The following is a 19,738-nucleotide window of genomic DNA, read 5'->3' on the forward strand; positions in this document are numbered from 1 at the left end:
CATAGCTACAAGCTTTTTGGAACCACCTGCATAGCAGGTGGTTTTCTACATACAATAATATAGAATTTGCTAACAACTCGGCAATAACCTTATTACGTTGTAAGAATCAAGAAGATCTAATAAAAAAATGCTCTACATCCAGTTGTCATAAAGACTTCATAAATAAACTTAAAAAAAGTTTAGAAAACCTAGATCATTTAGAATGGTCTAAAAAAAAATTATTTCTCGAAGAGAATTGCACACCATCAAATATTGAAATTAGTGGATTCTCTTTTCATTATAAAAATGATGATTATCTAGTAAGTGTAGTAAGGGATTTAACAGAAAAAAATAACTTAGATAAATTAAAATCTCAAGTTAAAGAAAAAGAAGAAAATTCAAAATTTAAATCTCAAATATTTTCTACTATATCTCATGAATTAAAAACTCCACTTAACATTATTTCAGGAACTATACAATTACTTGAAACAACCCTTAGCAAATCTACAAATTGTGATAACTGTAAATCAATTTCTAGATATATGAAAGTTATGAAACAAAATAGCTATAGATTATTGAGATTAATAAATAATTTTATAGATTTAAATAAAATGGATGTAGGTTTTTTCACAATAGAACTTAAAAATAAAAATATTGTAAAAACTATAGAAGATATTACCTTATCTATAGTGGAGTACACAAACATGAAGGGAATAGAAGTAATATTTGATACAAACTGTGAAAATATTTCAATGGCATTTGATGAAGAAAAAATAGAAAGAGTTATGCTCAATTTATTATCAAATGCAATCAAGTTTACTTCTTCTGGTGGAAAAATATATGTATCAGTATATGATAAAGAAAACAAAGTAGAGATTTCTGTTAAAGACACTGGCATAGGCATACCAGAGGACATGATTGATAATATACTAAACCCTTTCATACAAGTAGATCCATCTCTTAGAAAAAGTGTAGAAGGTAATGGTTTAGGTTTAACTCTTGTAAAATCTATAGTAGAACTTCATGATGGAAACATATTAGTTCAAAGTGAATATAAAAAATGGACTAAATTTATCATAGAATTGCCTAAAACTATTATTGAACAGCAAGAAGAAGATGAGATTACTAATGATGAATTTGTAGATACTAGAATAGAAAGAATTAACGTAGAATTTTCAGATATATATTCTGATTAACAGAAAATATATAAAATTAGATTAGTATAAATAATACTCAAACTTACAAAATATTTTATCATATCCATTTATCTTAAAAATAACAGGTTGTAAACGTTTGTTCATAACGTATTATTTTTATATGTTTTCTTTATTCATTATCTATAATTCTTATTATTTATTATCATATTAATATATAATAGTATAATGATAAATAACATTTTGTTTTAATTTTAATTGGAGGATTATATGGAAATAAAAACTATATTTGAAGATAAAAATATATTAGTAGTTGAAAAGCCACCTAAATTACCTTGTCAAAGTGACAAAACTAATGATGAGGATTTAATGAGTATATTATATAAAGATATTAAAGAAAGAAATGATAAGTTAAAAAATGTATATTTAGGACTTATACATAGATTAGACAGACCTGTTGGAGGAGTCATGGTTTTAGCTAAAACTCAAGAATCAAACTCGAATTTGTCTAAACAAGTGTCAAATAGATATATGAAAAAGGAATATCTTACTATAGTATGTGGTAAGCCAGATGAGACTAAAGGAGAACTCAAAAATTATCTAAAAAAACTTAGCACCATAAATATGAGTAAAGTTGTATCAAAAGATACCAAAGGTGCAAAAGAAGCTATATTAGAATATGAAGTTATTGATACTCTTAATACACAAGAATACGGAAATTTAAGTCTTGTTAAGATTAAGCTTAAAACAGGTAGACATCATCAGATAAGAGTCCAATTATCTAATTGGGGATTTCCTATATGGGGTGATAATAAATATAATAAGGATTTTGTAAAGAAAAAAGAATGGACTCAAATAGCTCTTTGGGCATATAGACTTTCTTTTAGTCATCCTATTAAAAGAAGCTATTTATCATTTACTTCCTTACCTCATAATGAGTATCCTTGGAATTTATTTAATTTAACACAGCTTATTAAATAATAACTATTCATTTCATATGAAAAATGGTGCTAACTAAAAGATTGTCTATAATAAAAATTATAAGATCATTCTTTAGTATAGTACCATTTCTTATTTCAATATTACTCATCTCCTTTATTGACTAGTATATTAATAATTTAGCTATTACACATTTTCTATACTACATTGTTATTCCAAATAAGATTTATAAACATTACCTATTAATCTTTATTACAACACTCTAATGCCATCTTAATTGAATATCTTTAATTAAATTTATAAAAAAGAAGGTATTTAGTTTTTATTGTATAATATGTAAATATAAGTAAAATAATATTTTAAGAAAGGGATGATAAAAAATGAAAAGATTAGTTTCATCTTTGGTATTATCAATATTATTAATTATCTCCTCTGGTATAGTTCAAGCACAAGAAATAGTAGGACAACCAGAGCCTGAAACAGAAATTATTATAAAATCACAAGGACCACTTTCACAAGAAACTATAAATAATAAAATAACAGAAGATAAAGCAAGTCCATTTATTATTTATAATGGAGTACTGAAAAGACAACAGCAAACCATACGCGGAGTTTTAACTTTACGAGGTGACTTTATATGGAATACTACAACAAATGGATATGAATTTGTAAACTGGTATGCAGAAACCACTGACCATTTGTATACACCAAAATGGATGATTAAAAATAAACAACGAGCAGCAGTCCATTTCATGGCTCCTAGTGCCTTTCAATATCTACTTACTCTAGATCTATCTGACATACCTCACTAATTATATATAGAATAAAGTATTAATCCTGTACCATCTTAAGATATTAAGATAGTACAGGATTTTTTTATAAATTCACCTTGTAAGTCTATTCAGTATCATCATAAAAATCTAAATATGAATAGTTTTGATTATCTTTTTGCCAACCCAATATAGCATCCATATTTACATTTTGAGCCGCTCTAAATATAGATATATCTACATTATTAAAGTCTTTCTTTAAGTTCTTAATTAACTCTTTTATCTCGTATCTTTTATTTCCTATTTTTTTAGCCGCTACCATACATGCACAATTTAATGGCCATATTCCACTACTTTGTATAAATCTCTGAATATATATTTCTTCTATATGATACATTGGTCTTATTAGTTCCATACCTTCAAAATTACTTGCTCTTAATTTCGGAAGCATAGTTTTAAAATTACCAGAATATAAAACATTCAGCAATGTAGTTTCTATAACATCATTAAAGTGATGTCCTAATGCTAACTTATTACATCCTAGCTCTTGTGCTTTTGAGTAAAGCGCCCCTCTACGCATTCTAGCACACATATAACATGGATAGTCTTTAGCTATATTATCTACTATTCTAAATATTCCTGAATCAAATATTTTGATAGGTATGTTTAGATATTCACAGTTATCAATCAATAATTGCTTTATATCTGAATGATATCCAGGGTCCATTGCTAAAAACTCTAATTCAAAATTAACTTTTCCATGTCTTTTTAACTCTTGGAACAACTTTGCCATAAGTAAACTATCTTTTCCTCCTGATATGGCTACCGCTATTTTATCGCCCTCTTCTACTAACTTATAATCATTTATAGCTTTAATAAATTTTGACCATATAGTTTTTCTATATGTTTTAACTATTTTACGCTCTATCTCTTTTAATGGTTTTCTCTCATTAAATGGTACTAGTATTTCACAGCCGCTTCCAGCAATACTGCTCTCTTTTTCATCACTCATTTTATCACCTCTGTTTCCCAAAATATTATATCAGCTTTGCGCTTTTTTGTCTCGGGAAAATACCATAACACATTTATATTATGATGTTACCTTATGTAATATATTCTATTCGTTCTTATCTGGAATTTTATATCCTTTAATAAACTATTGTTCTTAAAACTAAAGAAGATATAGCATAGATTATTGAGCTTTTTAAGACTATAGATTTCTTATTTATATTATCATCTTTTCTTGTGTATTATATATTTTACTATAGTTGTAATAATTTTTATCTATAAATAAAGAGGAATGATGCGTTTACACCATTCCTTTTTTTATCCTTAACCTTTATTCTAACTTATTAGATGTTGAAATCAAATTCCCAATAAAAATCATCTATGTGATTTCTCTTTCTTTCTCTTCTCCCTTCTTTTCTACGGTGTTCTCTCTCTTTTCTTCTACGGTGTTCCTCCTCCTCTCTTCTACAGCGCTCTTCCTCTTCTCTTCTATGGTGTTCTCTCTCTTTTCTTCTACGATATTCCTCCTCTCTTCTACAGCGTTCTTCCTCTTCTCTTCTATAGTGTTCTCTCTCTTTTCTTCTACGATGTTCCTCCTCCTCTCTTCTACAGCGCTCTTCCTCTTCTCTTCTACAGTGTTCTCTCTCTTTTCTTCTACGGTGTTCCTCCTCTTCTCTTCTGTGGTGATGTTCTTTCTCTTCTTTCTCATCTTCTTCAAAATCATCTTGAACGAAAGCACTTATAGCAGATTTAAGAAAAGTTGCCTTAGCATTTTCTGCCTCTTCAGTAGTTGCCACCACAAAATACTCACAACGTTCATCAAAATGTGCTTCGTTATTTGAACAGAAATGGAAAGATACTGTATCAGTTGTAGTTAATTCAATTTTACCTTTCTCTGACTCTATCTCTCTTTCAAAAATCCATGTATCTAATAATTGTGGAGTAAATTCACGCTTACACTTTCTAAATAAGTCATATCTTATTCTAATCTGAGCTTCTTCTTTTTTACATTTATCATCGAAGTCAGTTTCAAATCTAATATTATTAGAGAACTCTATTTTAACTATAGGTCTACATACACAACTAGTATCTACAAAAACACTAGCTAATCTTATTCTATCTCCACGCTTATGTGTCGTAACTCCTGAAGATACACTATTTCCACAAATTAATAAAATTTTCTTTGGGCAATCTCTTCTACATTTCCTTCTATGATGTTCTCTATAGTCAAATCTATCGCTCAAAAAAAACAACTCCTTTTTAATTTTAAACTTATGATTATATTACTAAGCACTACATATTATGCTTGAATCCAATAATGTTGACATTGATTTTAAAACATATCAATTTTCTAGCAAACTGGTCTTGGAGGACAATAAGTTATTCTTTCTTCCCACCATCTATTTATAAATAAATATACACCAGCTAATGAACTAAACCTAAGAAAATAGACATTAAGAAAAAACACCTCATATTGTAAAGTAAATGCAATTGGAGGTGTTTTTTGTAAGTAATAAGAGAAACTATACATTTATTAAAATTCATAAACAACAAATCATTAAGATGCATGAAGAGGGTAAATCATTTAGACAAATATCACAAGCATTGGGATTTAAAAATAAATATGTTGTAAAAGAATTCTTTGAAAGACTAAGAAAAAAGAACATAATATCCTTTCTCAAACTTATATACCTAAGAAAAAGGGTAGAAAAAATACAAAGCCAATAACTAATATTAGTAAGTTAACAAAAAAAATGAACGTTTGAAGATGGAAAATGAGTTACTTAGAAATTTTCTCTCCGAGGTAGAAAGGAGGGATGTAAACAACTAATATTCAGAGTAATCTATCGTTTTAAAGATAAATACACAATAAAAGAAATGTGTAATTTTTTCAAAGTTTTTCGTAGTGGATATTATGCTTGGATAAATAGACAAAGTAGATGTGATAAAGATATAGTTATTGCTGACCTTATAAAAGAGTGTTAGAATAGCACAAAAAATACATATGGATATAGGCGAATCAAAATATGGTTATTAAAAGAACATGGTTTAGTTATTAACTATAAAGCTATCTTAAGGATAATGAACAAATATGATGGACTATTATCTGGGATAAGAAAACGAAGAAGGTATATTCAATACGGTAATCATATACATAAATATGAAAATATACTTAATAGGAGATTTATGGCTAATAAACCAAATTTAAAATGGGTTACAGATATTAGTTATATATTTACAAAGCAAGGTGTATTATATCTATCAGCAATAAAAGATTTATATGATAATTTTATTGTTGCATATAAAGTAGGTAGAGACCAAAATGTCAGTCTCGTTATAGAAACAATTAAGCTTGCAAAAAAAGAGATCGCTAATGGACTGGTACTCCATAGCGATCAAGGTTTTCAATACGCATCTGAACAATATTTCAACCTAACTAAAGCATATGATCTAACGTCATCAATGTCAATAGCAGGCAATCCTATTGATAATGCTTGTGCAGAAAACTTTTTAGTATTTTAAAAACTGAGCTGATACATTAGGTGGTTGTTTTCTATGTCTAATAAACAGGGTTCAATTCATTAGCTGGTGGTTTTCTTTATACAAAAAGAAGTGATGGTATACCATCACTCCTCTTTTCTTTTTAATTGTAACGTTTGTTAGAAGTAACATTCCCACTCGAAATTTTTTTTATATTTTTTCCTTTCTTATCTTCTACAGTGATCCTTATCATCTCTTCTATCTCTGTCATCTCTTCTGTCTCTTCTATCTCTGTCATCGTCTTCAAAATCATCTTGAACGAAAGCACTTATAGCAGATTTAAGAAAAGTTGCCTTAGCATTTTTTGCCTCTTCAGTAGTTGCCACTACAAAATACTCACAGCGATCATCAAAATCTGATTCGTTATTTGAACAGAAATGGAAAGATACTGTATCAGTTGTAGTTAATTCAATTTTATCCTTCTTTGACTCTATCTCTCTTTCAAAAATCCACGTATCTAACAATTGTGGAGTAAATTCATGCTTACATTTTCTAAATAAGTCATATCTTATTCTGATTTGAGATTCTTCTTCACGTCTATATTTACTACCTTCTTTATCACTATCATCATATCTACATCTATCTTTATCATCGAATTTAGTTTCAAATCTAATATTATTAGAGAATTCTATTTTAACTATAGGTCTACATACACAACTAGTATCTACAAAAACATTAGCTAACCTTACTTTATCTCCACGCTTATCTGTCGTAACTCCTGAAGATACACTATTTCCACAAATTAATAAAATTTTCTTTGGACAATCTTCTTTACATCTTCTCTTGTGATGTTCTCTATGATCAAATCTATCGCTCAAAAAAAACAACCCCTTTTTAATTTTAAACTTATGCTTATATTACTAAGCACTACATATTATGCTTAAAGCCAATAATGTTTACACTAATTTTAAAACATATCAATTTTCTAGCAAACTGGTCTTGGAGGACAATAAATTATTCTTTCTTCCCACCATCCCAATGCTACACTAGCAGTTATGTCTGTTGTTGATGGGGTTGTTAGAAATACTATGAGGTTTCCTCCAGGAGGAATAATAATCTTACCTTCATCTTCAATTACTGCAGTATTTAATGCTGGTACAATTCTCTCAAATGGATTTACTCCTCCTGTAGGAGTTCCTGTAGTAGAGCTTACATATTGAATTTGCACTTTAGGAGTAGGTGTGGGTACTATAGACGTATTAGCTGGTGTAACATTGTTTGATACAGTTCCTATTCCTGGTGGATTTGTGTTAAGCCATAATCCTGCTAAGATATAGTCTACTGAGGAGAAGTTGTTTATTGTTATTACATCAACATGCAAATTTACTCCTGAATTAGGATGATTTATCAATCCTACCCAAGCATTTGTTCCATTCCCTAATGTCACTGTTGGAGATTTACCTATAAAGTATCTTCCCTTTATAGATTGAAAAGTTGCATAAAATATACTAACTTCTTCAGTTATTTTATTTTGAAAAGTCTTATTTTGTTTTAAGCTATATTGATTGCAATTTGGTATAATTTTTCCATTGTTATAGTGACCTTTGTAATAAGCTTCACTCACTAACAATCAGTTCCTTTCTAAATACAATTCTTAGGGAAATCTTTTTCTCTTCCCAGTATATTTATATGTTAAACATTCAAAGCTTGTTCATTGACTTTTCATCTATAGTGCTATTATGATAGTTCCATTTTTCTAAATATTTCCTTTAATCATTAGATATACCATTTTCTCTTTTATTTATCTTATACTCTATCAATAATATTAAATGCTATTTATATCTAATCTAACAAACATATCGCTTTTCAATTACTTAGCCAATATATCATTTATTTTTCCATCATCACCACTTACAATATAGTAACTCTCGTTTTCCTTTCTAATAAGCCATATGTAAGATTTATTATTTCCACTTATTTCTACCACTACAAAGTCACCTTCTACTATATCCTTCATCTCTTGTGCTGCTTGTCTTTCTATATCTTCCATATCATATTCTTTTAACTCTATGTTCTCTATTCCACCCATTTCTGAAACTTTTTTAGATAAGCTTTCCATAATTTCTTTAGTATTAGTTGTAGCTCCAAATTTATTATGCCTAAATAATTTATTAAATCTTTTTATATCTTTATCAATACAAGATTCTAATAAATTATAAACTACCTCCTTACCAGAAGATTTTTTAAATGAAAAAGCAATTACTAATATAAACAACAATAACAGTAATATCTTGACTTCTCTCTTTCTCATAAACTCCCATTCCCCCTAGTCTCATATGTCAAAATACGTCTTAAAGGTCTATTAATAATGTATATAAGTTATATTTTTTTACAAATAATACTATTATTTTACATTACTATATCTTTATGTTATAGTATAAATCCTTAATTGTCAAAATAAGTTGAATTATTATAAATAATGTAAATAACTCTATATGAATTGATATATATTTTCAATTAGTAATATTTTTATACATGTATTATTATCTCTATTAGTTTAAATAGAATATTTATAATAAAAAATAGCTAGCAAAAATGCTAACTATCTTCTTAAATGAAAATAATAAATTTAGTATATTTACTTTTTATCTAAAAATTTAAATAATACTTGAGATACTTCAGTGTTGTCTTTATATCCTCCCAAATGCTCAGCTCCTGAGCCAATTGCTGATAAAGGAACTTGTGTGGCAGTATGTGCATAAGTCCCCCAATTAATATTTGCTTTTCTAGAAAGTATATGTGTTACTGACATAGCTAATGGAGAATATCCTCCCCAAGTTACTCCTTTATTATGAAGATCAATAGAATCTTGTATTTCTCTTTTTTCTTGTTCTGTTATATTAGATAATCCAAAATTTTCTCCTATATAGTTTAAGAACTTTTCCTTATCTCCTTTATAAGAGTTTAATAAATTATCCTCAACTGAAACCTTTACATTTTCTAATGAATCTAGCTTTAAAAAGTAGTTTGAATCATATCCTAACGATAAGCCTCCTGTTTCATGATCTGCTGTAACCACTATTAGGGTATCTTTAGGGTATTTTTTCAAAAACTCATATGCTATTTTTACAGAATTATCAAATTCTATAGTTTCTTTAATAACACCAACTGCATCATTAGTATGAGAAGCATGATCTATTCTTCCACCTTCAACCATTAGAAAAAAGCCTTTTTTGTTTTGTGAAAGAGTTTCTATACCCTTTTGTGTCATTTGTGATAAAGTAGGAACATTATTTTTGTATAGGCTGTTTAATCTATCTACTTCATAAGGCATATGACTGTCTGTAAATGATGCGAATATTTTATCATCTTTTTTAGGCTTATAATCCCTGAAATCTTTAACTCCTTTTTTACCATAGAAAGTAATATATCCATTGTCTTTGAATTCTTCTAGTAAGTTTCTATCATCTTCTCTTTTAGACTTTATAGTTCTATCAGCTGCATCTTTTTCATCATTTGTCCAATTATTAGGAATGAAATGCCTTAACCCTCCACCTGCAAAAAAATCAACACCACTATCTAAATAATCAACAGCTATTTCATTTTCATTACTTCTATTAACATTATGAGATGCAAATGCTGCTGGTGTAGCATGAGTTAAACGTGTAGTTGTAATAATTCCTGTAGACATATCTTTTTCCTCAGCTACTTCTATTAAAGTTTTTACATCTTTTCCGTTAGGTAGTTTTGATAACATTCCATTTTTAGTTTTATGTCCCGTTGCTAAAGCCGTTCCCGCAGCTGCTGAATCAGTTATCAAGCTATTTTCTGAATGAGTAGTATTTATTCCAGCTATAGGTAAAGTATTCATTGTTAACTTCTTACCTGTATTTTGTTTAGAATAATACTCTGCTAGTTGTCTTTGAGCAGCTCCCATTCCATCTCCTATAAAATAAAAAATATATTTTGGATTTTCTTTTACCTTAAGTGTATTTTTTCCTGATGCTCTTATAGCATTAGGAAAAGTTATAGAAACAAGTAATAAAGTGATAAATAAGAATGATAATACCTTCTTAAAAAGTCGTTTATTAGACATTAATTATCCTCCTTTATATTATTATTACACTTTAATAGTAATAAAATTTGTTTTAGATATTGTTATTAAATTGTAAAAGTTGTTTTAATTATTAGTAAATTGGATATTAAATATTATAAGTAACTATTGTATACAAAATACTGTATATGCTTTTTTAAAAATTGCTCTTTGTAAAAATTCATTTCTAAATATTAAATATAAATACTGTAAGTTACAAATAATAGTTATACAAATATGTGTATTAAATTTTTTTAAAGGAGAACTTTAGTATGAGAAAAGATATAGGTAATAAAGTCGTAGTAATTGGTGCTGGATTTGTTGGTACGGCAACAGCTTTTACTCTTGTAGAAAGTGGAATGGTAGACGATCTTATTCTTATAGATTTAAATAAAAAGAAGGCTGAAGGGGAAGTTATGGATTTAAATCATGGTATATCATTTTTAAGTCCTATTAATATAAAAGCAGGAGATTATTCTGATTGTGCTAATGCAGATATTATAATAATAAGTGCTGGAGTAGGAATAGATTCTGACGAAACTAGACTAGATCTTGCTAATAAAAACAGTAAGATTATAAAAGGTATTATGAAAAGTATCGTTGAGTATACTCGTACTGCGATTATATTAGTAGCAACCAATCCTCCAGATATTCTAACTTATATAGCTGCTAAAAGTGTAGGATATGATGAAACTAAAGTTATTGGTTCTGGAACTGTTCTTGATAGTTCTAGATTTAAATATCTTTTAAGTAAACACTGTGGTATCAATCCTAGAAGTATCCATGCATATATATTAGGTGAACACGGTGATAGTGAAGTTGCTGCATGGAGTATTACAAATATAGCAGGTACTAGAGTAGATCATCTATGCGAAATGTGTCAAACGTATAAGACAGATTGCACAGGTCTGCCAAAGGATGAAATATTTGGTGATGTTAAAAATGCAGCCTATGAAATTATAAGCAGGAAAGGAGAAACATCTTATGGTATAGCTTTTGCACTTAGAAGAATCGTCGAAGCTATATTAAAAAATGAAAATGCAGTTTTAACTATATCTAGTCAGCTAAAAGGCGAGTACGGCATAAAAGATGTATCTTTAAGTGTACCTACTGTAGTTAATAGAAATGGTGTAGGTAAAATTCTAGAACTTCCATTAGATGAAGATGAGTTAAAATTTTTACAAGAATCTAGTGAGAAGTTAAAAGAAGTAATTAATAAAGTTTCTATATAACTAAAACTAGATTATAAATAAACAAAGTTCTAAGTCTTACATGATATTTTACAAAAGATCTTAGAATTTTGTTTTATCTTATTATAACTATATCTAATCCTTTTAAATTCCTTTTATCATCTTTGCTAATAGTATCTTCACTAAGAGTTTTATCAAAGATTATTTAGTAAATATTAAAATAATCTTTTATAGAACTTATAGCAACATCAGACATATAATCTATCTGTTCCTCATTTATTATATATGGTGGCATAAAGTATATAACATTTCCTAATGGTCTTAGGAGAACTCCTTTCTTAAGAGCTATTTTATAAATTTCATATCCCACTCTATCTTTCCAGTGAAATGATTCTTTAGAGACTCTATCCTTCACAAGCTCTATTGCTCCTATCATTCCTAATTGTCTATATTCTCCTATATACGGTATCTCTTCAAGTCTTGACTCTATCTTGTTTTTAAGTATTTTAGATTTTGTTTTATTCTTCTCAATAACATTTTCATCTTTGAATATGTTTAAACATTCTAATGCTATAGCACATCCAAGAGGATTACCTGTATAACTATGACTATGAAGAAAAGCTTTCATAGTATTGTAGTCATCATAAAAAGCATCATATATTTTATCTGTCATTATAGTTAAAGACATTGGCATATATCCAGCAGTTAATCCCTTTGAAAGACACATTATATCTGGAGTTATTTGTGAGTGATTACATCCGAACATCTGTCCAGTTCTTCCAAATCCAACTGCTATTTCATCAGCTATTAAATTTATGTCATACTGGTCACATAGCTTTCTTAGTTTTTTAAGATAATCTTTTGAATATATTTTCATGCCTGCCGCACATTGTACCATAGGCTCTATTATAATGGCTGTTATTTCTTCATGTTTTTCTTCTATGACTTTTTTCATATACTTAAAACATGATGTATTACAATTATGCCTATTTTCTTCAAATTTACATCTATAACAATCTGGTCCTTCTACTTTTATTACATCTAAAAGAAGTGGTTTGTATATCTTGCTATATAAGTCAACTCCACCAACAGACAATGCCCCTATAGTTTCTCCATGGTAAGCATCTGTAATAGCTACAAATCTTTTTTTCTTAGTTTTACCTATCTGTTGATGATATTGAAAGCTAAGTTTAAGTGCAACTTCTATTGCTGATGATCCATTATCGCTAAAAAAAACTTTATTAAGTCCCTTTGGTACTATACTTATTATTTTTTCCGATAACTCTATAGCTGGCTCATGTGAAAAATTTGAAAATATAGCGTGTTCAAGTTTATTGACTTGTCTATATAATGCTTCATTTATTCTTTTATTAGAATGTCCAAATAAGTTAACCCACCAAGATGAAACTGCATCTAAATATCTTTTTCCTTCCATATCTTCTAAAAATACACCTTCACCTTTTTTAATAACTATGGGAGGAAACTTTTCATAGTCTTTCATCTGTGAACATGGATGCCATATGTATTTTAAATCTCTTTCTTGAAGATCTTTCATATTACTCATAGTATCCCTCTTCTTTATAATCTTTAATAAATTAAAATTTAATTTAAATAAAAATATTAGTTATTTTCAAAAACATTAATATGAATTACCATCATAATATAATCAATTATAACTAAAGACAATTAAAAACAATAAGCTTAATACTAAAATACCTTTAGTATTTTATTTACATCAAAGCTTCTATCATATTCTTTTTTTATGTTTTCATAAAAATCATTATCCTTAGACTTTACATTTCTTATTATGGAGATGATCTCAAGCCCTGTAATATTCTTTATAGTTTCAATGTTATCATCTTCATAAAAGTTTCCCTTATAATCATTCACTATTATTCCTTTTATATTTATCCCTTTATTTTTTAAAAATTCTACAGTAAGAACTGTATGATTAATTGTTCCAACTTTTGACTTTGTGACTATTACAACAGAACTATCTATATCTCTTATTAAATCGTATATATAATAATTATCTCTAATAAGAGGTACTACAACTCCACCAGCCCCTTCTATAATCACATATTCATACTTATTCTTAAGATTTTGTAAGTCCTGCATTATTTTATTTTTTTTAAAGTTAATTTTATCTACTTTAAATGCTAAGTGAGGTGATAAAGGTTCTTTTAAGCAATAAGAATTCATATAATCTTTATCTTCACTTATATTTGCTACTTTTTTTACAAAATCAACATCTATATGTGTACACTTCCCATCATTAGTTTCTCCACCACTTTGTATAGGCTTAAAGTAACAAGAACTATATTCATTCTTTTTTAACGTATAAACTATTCCCCCTGATACAAAAGTCTTTCCTACATCTGTATCAGTACCAACTATAAAAATAGACTTAGACAATCTTTTCTCCTCCTTATAAAATTCCTAACTTTATACCTATTTTATATAACTTGTCCAATATGAACCCTAGGTCACTTTTTTTTGTAAGTTATTAAATAGTTATATTCTTAAGCAACTAATTTCATCTGTAATATCCATAATACCCCTTAAAATAGAAGTTGTTTATAGATCTATCCTATAGCTAATCCCTAAGTAATAATTGTAAAAAGTATGAGTCTCTAAAGCTAAGCTTATAAAGATAACATCATAAACCTTCATCGTCATTTTAGTTAACCAAATTATATATATTTTTTTAGTTATTGTCAATTTCATGTATTTTTTTAGTTAACAATCCTTGTATGAAATAGCTATTAACCTTTACTAGAATTTAAAAAGTAACTGAAATCATAAAATAAAAAAACTATCTCTAAAGATAGTCTTATATCATTCATTGCTTATTTAATTTAATTAAACTCTTTTACACTTATAGCATACATTGTCTATACGTATAATAAATAATTATTTAGAAAATATATTATTTAATTCACGTTCTCTACTATATATCAATATTGGTATTATTCCAAATACCATCATCCACTGAAAGTCATCTATAAACAAAGCTTTGTACGTAAAAGGTATATTATATATAAACATATATCCTAGTTTTAAAGTTAAAAAAGACCCTAAATATGCAACAACCATCAATTTCTTTTTGTCTCTAAAAAAGTAGAATATTAAAGTCATAAACACTCCAAATATATTAGTCCCTAAAAACATCATTACTCTAGATATAGCAATTAGTAAGACTAGCCCTAATAATATATTTAACTTATCAAACTTATTATCTTTGATCCATTCAATCACACTTAGCAAAACTACACCACAACCTAATGATAAAAATATATTTAGATATATGCTGTTAATCATTGTATCGATAGTTTTAACATTTATTAATAATAGTATTAATTTGGTTCCTAATAACATAACTATGGCCCATGAAAATATTCTCTTTGCATACCAAAATCTACTTCTTGCATAAAAAAATCCTTCTACCATAAAGTAAAAGAATATAGGAGCTACTATCCTTCCAGGATAAGTGATCCATACTGGTATCCTATTAGGTATAAAGTTATAGATATGTTCTATAAACATAAGTATAAGTGATAATACCTTTAACTTAAAAGTATATATTTTCATTAAAATACCCCTTCTCTGTTAATAAGTATTTTTAATTTAATTAGTAAATGGTGATCTTATAACTATTAACTGTATTAAAATTAAGTAATTCTTTATTATCTATTATATTTAATGTTGAACATATTATATATTGATTTGTCTTACAATTATCTTTCAATCTTGCAAGACAACAAAAAGACCATTAAAGTTATACTTTAATAGTCTTTTTTATTTAAAATAATAGCGAGTTTAGAATATATAGTCTGGGATGACTTTTAATATATTAAATTATTTCTATTTTCCATTAAAAATAAATATGTTTATAAGATACAATATCCATATGTGTACTGGATAGAAAACATAAAATAAATATTTAGTAAACTTATTATTTATTCCACGTTCTCCGTTATACATCAATATTGGTATTATTGCAAATACCATCATCCATTGATAATCATCTAAAAATAAAGCATTATAACTAATTCGAAATCCACCAAGACCTATAGTAATAAGTAATGAAACTACCACATACATAAAAGCCATTAAGTTTTTCTTATCTCTAAAGAAGTAGAATACTAATGTCATAGCTATTCCGTATACACTAGCTTCTGTAAATAAAAGTCCTACAGTTGCTAAGACTGAGCCTATTATACCTAAAATGATCTTTAGTTTATCAGTTTTATTGTTTTTAGTCCATTCTATAGCTCCCATTAATACTACTCCAAATGCTAGGGATAAAAATATATTATTGCTTATCATTCTCTCTCCTGGGAATAGTTTCATTAATGCAAAAGATACTAACTGCATAAGTGCAGCCCAACCAAATAGCCTTGTTGCATATTTTACTCTACTCCTTGTATAGAAAAATCCTTCTACTATAAAGTAGAAAAATATAGGTGCAACAATCCTTCCAAAATATCCGAACCATATTGGTGTTCCTGGAATATATGCTAATACATGATCCATAACCATAAATATAATACCTATTATTTTTAATTTAAATGCATCTATTCTCATTAAGATATTCCTCCTTTCTTTTCTTTTGTTATTCTTTATATCTAAATTATATATATAGTCCTATGTAAAAACTATTTATTAACATTACATTTATCTTTCATTTATGTAATAAAACTAATTTATTTTTAAAATATTAATTTATTTACATATTACAATCTTGTCTTCATTTCTTAACCTTTCCTACAATTGTATATATAGTAAACTTAGTTATTTTATATCTATGCTTATTTATTATATTAAACTAAAAGGACTGTTATATAGAATTTTAACAGTCCTTAATTTAGATAACTTATCAAATCTTTAGTTTATAATAATCTCTTACAAATAGAAATTTTAATATAAATAACAATCATTTGAATTAACTTTTAATTTATATATTATTTTTCACCAATACAACGTACCCAGTTTTTATCTTCATCTAAATTATATTCAACTTTTTTAAATCCTGCATTTTTCATTAAAGCTTCTAACTCATCTGGAGAAAGTATCTTCATATTTCCGACATTCTCTAACTCTTTATTCTTATCCTTATTCTTATCGTCCATGTAGGCTTCATTTATAACAATAAATTTTCCATCTTTATTTAAAACTCTATATACTTCTTTAAAGTTTTGCTGAAGATCAGGCCAAAAATAAACCGTTTCTATAGCTGTTACTATATCGATACTATTTTCTTCAAAAGGTAAAGTTTCCACACTTCCTTGTATTATTTCAACCTTGTCTTCTTCAATGAATTCCTCATTATATTCTTTTGCACTATCTACACTAACTTCAGAGTAGTCAAGTCCATAAGCCTTATCTACTTTATTAGCTATGATATTAACAGTTTTTCCTCCACCACAACCTATATCTAAGGTTATGTAATTATCTTTCATATCAATAGATTTTAAACCCCACTCTATAAGTGGTAAGTGTCTTTCGTTCATATAATCGACTATTTCTTTTCCTTTTTCTCCTGTAGGCTTTCTACATTGTTTTATCTTTTCTATACTTTCACTCACGTCTTATCCCTACTTTCTAGTATTTTTTAATTTATATATAGATCATACTTACCCCATAAATTCTGAACATAATATCTTTTATAATTATTTGTTTAGATAGTTATCATTTCAAATTTAAAGTAAATATATTATTGATAGTTAATAAACTTTAAATTCTTTTTTCATCATATAAGATAAATCACATATTTAATACCTTAATAAATAAAAAATAGTGAAAACATAACATTTAAATTATCAGTTATATTTTGTACGGTTTTATCTTTAATTATAAGTTTAAGCATCTTTAACTTGTTAATACTGTATTATTATTTTTCAAAAAATAATAATACAGTAGCATATGCTACTGTACTCTTAATCTCTCTCTTTGTACTTTAAACAAGTACTTTATAATCTTATCCTGTGTCCTAAAATCCATATCTACAAATTTAACACAGTATCTTAATTTCTGTGTATATTGTGATGTTATTATATTTATTACTTTTCCATTTAATAATATTATTTCATCATCTATATTCAATTCAATTAATAACTCATCATCATCATTAAGAACTTTGTCTGTTATAAACTGCATTCCCCCACCACTTATATCTATAGTGTCAGCATAAAAAGTTTTTCTTCCTATACTATGTGATATAACTTTTATTTTTTTAGACATACTTACTCTAAAATAATTTCTTCTCTCAATTTTATTAATTTCAGATACTGGCTTTATATCAGTATAGTGAAGCGTATTATCTTCTATATTCCTTTGTACTATCCCATTTAGTTTATACATTTTGTCTTTATCAAATACGACTAGCTTTATCTCTGCACCTTCTCTAAAACCTACTAGTTTACTTTTAGATATAGGTGTTAAAATTCTTATATCCCCATTATCAAACTTCTCTATCCTGCTAGTGTATTCTTCATCATCTCTAAACTTTCTCCCCAATATAACTTTATTCCCCGTTTTGAAAATCTCCAAGTTACTCCCCCCAGATATAAAAAAATATATTAATGTAGTATATACTTTCGTATAATTTCTAGGTCTATTTTATTAGTTTTTTTTATAATTACTAGTGCTCTAGTCCTATATCTAGTATATATTATATTTCTAATTATATCAAGATAAAGTAAAAATTTTACATTTACTATTTTTTATAATCCTAACATTCTAAAAACTATCTCTAAAGCTTCTTTATCATTTCCAACCATCATAAATACAGCCATCCATGTCTCATAAAAGCTATTTACTATTCTTAGTCCTTTTTCACTCAAGTTACCTTGCTTTAAAGATTCATTTATAATCTTATCAATTTCTCCCGAAGTTATATCTCCATTTTTTTGTTTAGCAAACTTAGTAAAGTTATTTTTAAATATAGGTAAATGTCCTTTTATAATTTCAATATTTGCTCTCATTTCTTCTGGAGAAACTATTTGTTCTTCTGTATTATCCATATTAATTTTCATCCTTTCATGTGATTATTAATTTTAGTATACTACAATCTAATATATATCAACAACTACATTACTCTTAACATATATATATAACCATAGCCGTTATTAGAACTCACTATAATCTTTACTATTTTATTTTGTGAACTATCACTACTTAATGGAAAATGAAAAAAGTCTTACTAGTTTAGATTAAATCCCATGTAAAAAATTTGTTGTTAAGATATGAATTAATATCTTTAATAAAAAATCACTAATGTTAGGTCTTTATATTCCTAAATTAGTGATTCTCTATCATCTAATTATATTATTATCATTGCTATTAGACATGATGTTATACTACTAGTTAAATTAACCATATCATTGTTGAAAATCCTAAATCCTCTTACAAGCTTATTAGCTTTTCCATTTGAAACACTTTTTTCAGTAAATATATTTAGTTCTTCTGAAAAATATTGAGCCTGTAATAGTAACCCAAATAAACTATCAATTAATGATCCTAAGAATCCAAATAATGTGCAAACTAGAAAATAATATATTAAATTATTATCATACTTATAAATTACTACCCAAGTTAATAAAAATGATAGTGCAACAAACATAGCTCCTAAAAGTGATGATATTGTTCCTAAAAGACTTACTCCACCAGACATACCCTTCTCTATTTTTTTCCCTGTGAGTATAGATATTGGTGATTTTTTACTTAAAACTCCTATTTCAGATGCCCATGTATCTGAATTAAGTACTGCAAAGGACGTAGCAGATATTACTAAGAATTCTACTTGATTATAAAAATAATATAAAATAGAAAATATCAGCCCAGTTATACAATTAACAATTATTTGTATATGATCCCTTGTATCATTTTTCTCATGAATAAGCTCTAAATGTCTTTTTCTATCTTTTTTAAATTTTGAAAGTACACTTGAAGATGCAAACGCACTAAACATTGATACAAAGATTATTATTCCTCCAAAAAAGTATACTAAAGTCCCCATAAAAATCCCGGCTATAAATCCACTAGTAGACAATGCCTTCTTTTTAAAAGATACAAAAGAAACTAAAAAAGAAAGTAGTAATCCTATAAAAACTTGTCTCAATA

At 27.2% G+C, this 19,738-nt stretch carries 17 protein-coding genes and 2 pseudogenes; 5 read left to right on the forward strand and 14 right to left on the reverse strand.

What is annotated here, in order from left to right; translation table 11 throughout:
• Positions 1 to 395: 395 nt before the first annotated feature.
• From CLPU_RS09080 to CLPU_RS09090, 3 genes are all read left to right on the forward strand, one after another.
• A complete protein-coding gene (locus CLPU_RS09080; protein ID WP_268760464.1) occupies positions 396 to 1,175 on the forward strand; it encodes a sensor histidine kinase in 780 nt (259 codons plus the stop codon).
• A 228-nt stretch (positions 1,176 to 1,403) separates the two neighbouring features.
• A complete protein-coding gene (locus CLPU_RS09085; RefSeq protein WP_050355341.1) occupies positions 1,404 to 2,114 on the forward strand; it encodes an RluA family pseudouridine synthase in 711 nt (236 codons plus the stop codon).
• Positions 2,115 to 2,452: 338 nt separating this feature from the next.
• Positions 2,453 to 2,884: a hypothetical protein gene (locus tag CLPU_RS09090; RefSeq protein WP_050355342.1), complete on the forward strand. Its 432-nt coding sequence runs from the start codon at positions 2,453 to 2,455 to the stop codon at positions 2,882 to 2,884.
• A gap of 85 nt (positions 2,885 to 2,969) precedes the next feature.
• On the opposite strand, the gene CLPU_RS09095 is transcribed toward CLPU_RS09090, so the two are convergent.
• Both CLPU_RS09095 and CLPU_RS18250 read right to left on the reverse strand, forming a co-directional pair.
• Positions 2,970 to 3,854, reverse strand: a complete 885-nt coding sequence (locus CLPU_RS09095; protein WP_050355343.1) for a tRNA 2-thiocytidine biosynthesis TtcA family protein — start codon at positions 3,852 to 3,854, stop codon at positions 2,970 to 2,972.
• A 778-nt stretch (positions 3,855 to 4,632) separates the two neighbouring features.
• Positions 4,633 to 5,103: pseudogene (locus CLPU_RS18250) on the reverse strand (DUF4489 domain-containing protein); the annotation flags it as partial.
• Between the two features lie 754 nt (positions 5,104 to 5,857).
• Here CLPU_RS18250 and CLPU_RS09105 point away from each other — a divergent pair.
• Positions 5,858 to 6,373: pseudogene (locus CLPU_RS09105) on the forward strand (IS3 family transposase); the annotation flags it as partial.
• Between the two features lie 185 nt (positions 6,374 to 6,558).
• Here the strand turns inward: CLPU_RS09105 and CLPU_RS09110 are convergent.
• From CLPU_RS09110 to CLPU_RS09125, 4 genes are all read right to left on the reverse strand, one after another.
• Complete coding sequence (locus CLPU_RS09110) at positions 6,559 to 7,209, reverse strand: DUF4489 domain-containing protein (protein WP_050355346.1); 651 nt, start codon at positions 7,207 to 7,209, stop codon at positions 6,559 to 6,561.
• Between the two features lie 107 nt (positions 7,210 to 7,316).
• On the reverse strand, positions 7,317 to 7,955 hold the full coding sequence (locus CLPU_RS09115) for a DUF6143 family protein (RefSeq protein ID WP_050355347.1): 639 nt from the start codon (positions 7,953 to 7,955) through the stop codon (positions 7,317 to 7,319).
• A gap of 246 nt (positions 7,956 to 8,201) precedes the next feature.
• On the reverse strand, positions 8,202 to 8,642 hold the full coding sequence (locus tag CLPU_RS09120) for a hypothetical protein (RefSeq protein ID WP_050355348.1): 441 nt from the start codon (positions 8,640 to 8,642) through the stop codon (positions 8,202 to 8,204).
• Positions 8,643 to 8,969: 327 nt separating this feature from the next.
• Complete coding sequence (locus CLPU_RS09125) at positions 8,970 to 10,427, reverse strand: alkaline phosphatase (RefSeq protein ID WP_050355349.1); 1,458 nt, start codon at positions 10,425 to 10,427, stop codon at positions 8,970 to 8,972.
• Between the two features lie 269 nt (positions 10,428 to 10,696).
• On the opposite strand from CLPU_RS09125, the gene CLPU_RS09130 reads away from it, so the two are divergent.
• A complete protein-coding gene (locus CLPU_RS09130; protein WP_050355350.1) occupies positions 10,697 to 11,656 on the forward strand; it encodes an L-lactate dehydrogenase in 960 nt (319 codons plus the stop codon).
• A gap of 163 nt (positions 11,657 to 11,819) precedes the next feature.
• On the opposite strand, the gene bioA is transcribed toward CLPU_RS09130, so the two are convergent.
• The 8 genes from bioA to CLPU_RS09170 form a co-directional block, all read right to left on the reverse strand.
• Positions 11,820 to 13,178, reverse strand: a complete 1,359-nt coding sequence (gene bioA, locus CLPU_RS09135; protein WP_200898555.1) for an adenosylmethionine--8-amino-7-oxononanoate transaminase — start codon at positions 13,176 to 13,178, stop codon at positions 11,820 to 11,822.
• A 143-nt stretch (positions 13,179 to 13,321) separates the two neighbouring features.
• Positions 13,322 to 14,029, reverse strand: coding sequence for a dethiobiotin synthase (gene bioD, locus CLPU_RS09140; protein WP_050355351.1), 708 nt, complete (start codon positions 14,027 to 14,029; stop codon positions 13,322 to 13,324).
• 498 nt (positions 14,030 to 14,527) lie between these two features.
• Entirely contained in the window at positions 14,528 to 15,205 is a 678-nt protein-coding gene (locus CLPU_RS09145; protein WP_082154163.1) for a TraX family protein, read from the reverse strand.
• Between the two features lie 273 nt (positions 15,206 to 15,478).
• On the reverse strand, positions 15,479 to 16,201 hold the full coding sequence (locus tag CLPU_RS09150; protein ID WP_050355352.1) for a TraX family protein: 723 nt from the start codon (positions 16,199 to 16,201) through the stop codon (positions 15,479 to 15,481).
• A gap of 377 nt (positions 16,202 to 16,578) precedes the next feature.
• Positions 16,579 to 17,202, reverse strand: coding sequence for a class I SAM-dependent methyltransferase (locus CLPU_RS09155; protein ID WP_050355353.1), 624 nt, complete (start codon positions 17,200 to 17,202; stop codon positions 16,579 to 16,581).
• Positions 17,203 to 17,542: 340 nt separating this feature from the next.
• A complete protein-coding gene (locus CLPU_RS09160; protein WP_050355354.1) occupies positions 17,543 to 18,166 on the reverse strand; it encodes a flagellar brake protein in 624 nt (207 codons plus the stop codon).
• Positions 18,167 to 18,339: 173 nt separating this feature from the next.
• Positions 18,340 to 18,639, reverse strand: a complete 300-nt coding sequence (locus CLPU_RS09165; protein WP_050355355.1) for a hypothetical protein — start codon at positions 18,637 to 18,639, stop codon at positions 18,340 to 18,342.
• Positions 18,640 to 18,938: 299 nt separating this feature from the next.
• A complete protein-coding gene (locus CLPU_RS09170; RefSeq protein ID WP_050355356.1) occupies positions 18,939 to 19,736 on the reverse strand; it encodes a DUF92 domain-containing protein in 798 nt (265 codons plus the stop codon).
• Positions 19,737 to 19,738 lie beyond the last annotated feature (2 nt).

This window comes from Gottschalkia purinilytica (genome assembly GCF_001190785.1).
In the GTDB taxonomy this organism is placed as follows: domain Bacteria; phylum Bacillota; class Clostridia; order Tissierellales; family Gottschalkiaceae; genus Gottschalkia_A; species Gottschalkia_A purinilytica.